Source organism: Klebsiella sp. H-Nf2 (assembly GCF_002806645.1).
Classification (GTDB): Bacteria; Pseudomonadota; Gammaproteobacteria; order Enterobacterales; family Enterobacteriaceae; genus Klebsiella; species Klebsiella variicola.
In genome coordinates this window covers 1-244 of the sequence record NZ_PIBL01000053.1, presented here as the reverse complement: position 1 = coordinate 244, position 244 = coordinate 1, and the positions used below count along the sequence as shown (strand labels likewise).

Annotated in this window: 1 rRNA gene; it reads left to right on the top strand. The window is 52.9% G+C overall.

Going from position 1 to position 244, the window contains the following annotated elements:
- Positions 1-244: ribosomal RNA gene (locus CWM58_RS29630) — 23S ribosomal RNA — on the top strand; the annotation flags it as partial.

Genomic DNA, 244 nt, shown 5'->3' with positions numbered 1-244 from the left:
ATCGTACCCCAAACCGACACAGGTGGTCAGGTAGAGAATACCAAGGCGCTTGAGAGAACTCGGGTGAAGGAACTAGGCAAAATGGTGCCGTAACTTCGGGAGAAGGCACGCTGATAGGTAGGTGAAGCCCCTGCGGGTGGAGCTGAAATCAGTCGAAGATACCAGCTGGCTGCAACTGTTTATTAAAAACACAGCACTGTGCAAACACGAAAGTGGACGTATACGGTGTGACGCCTGCCCGGTG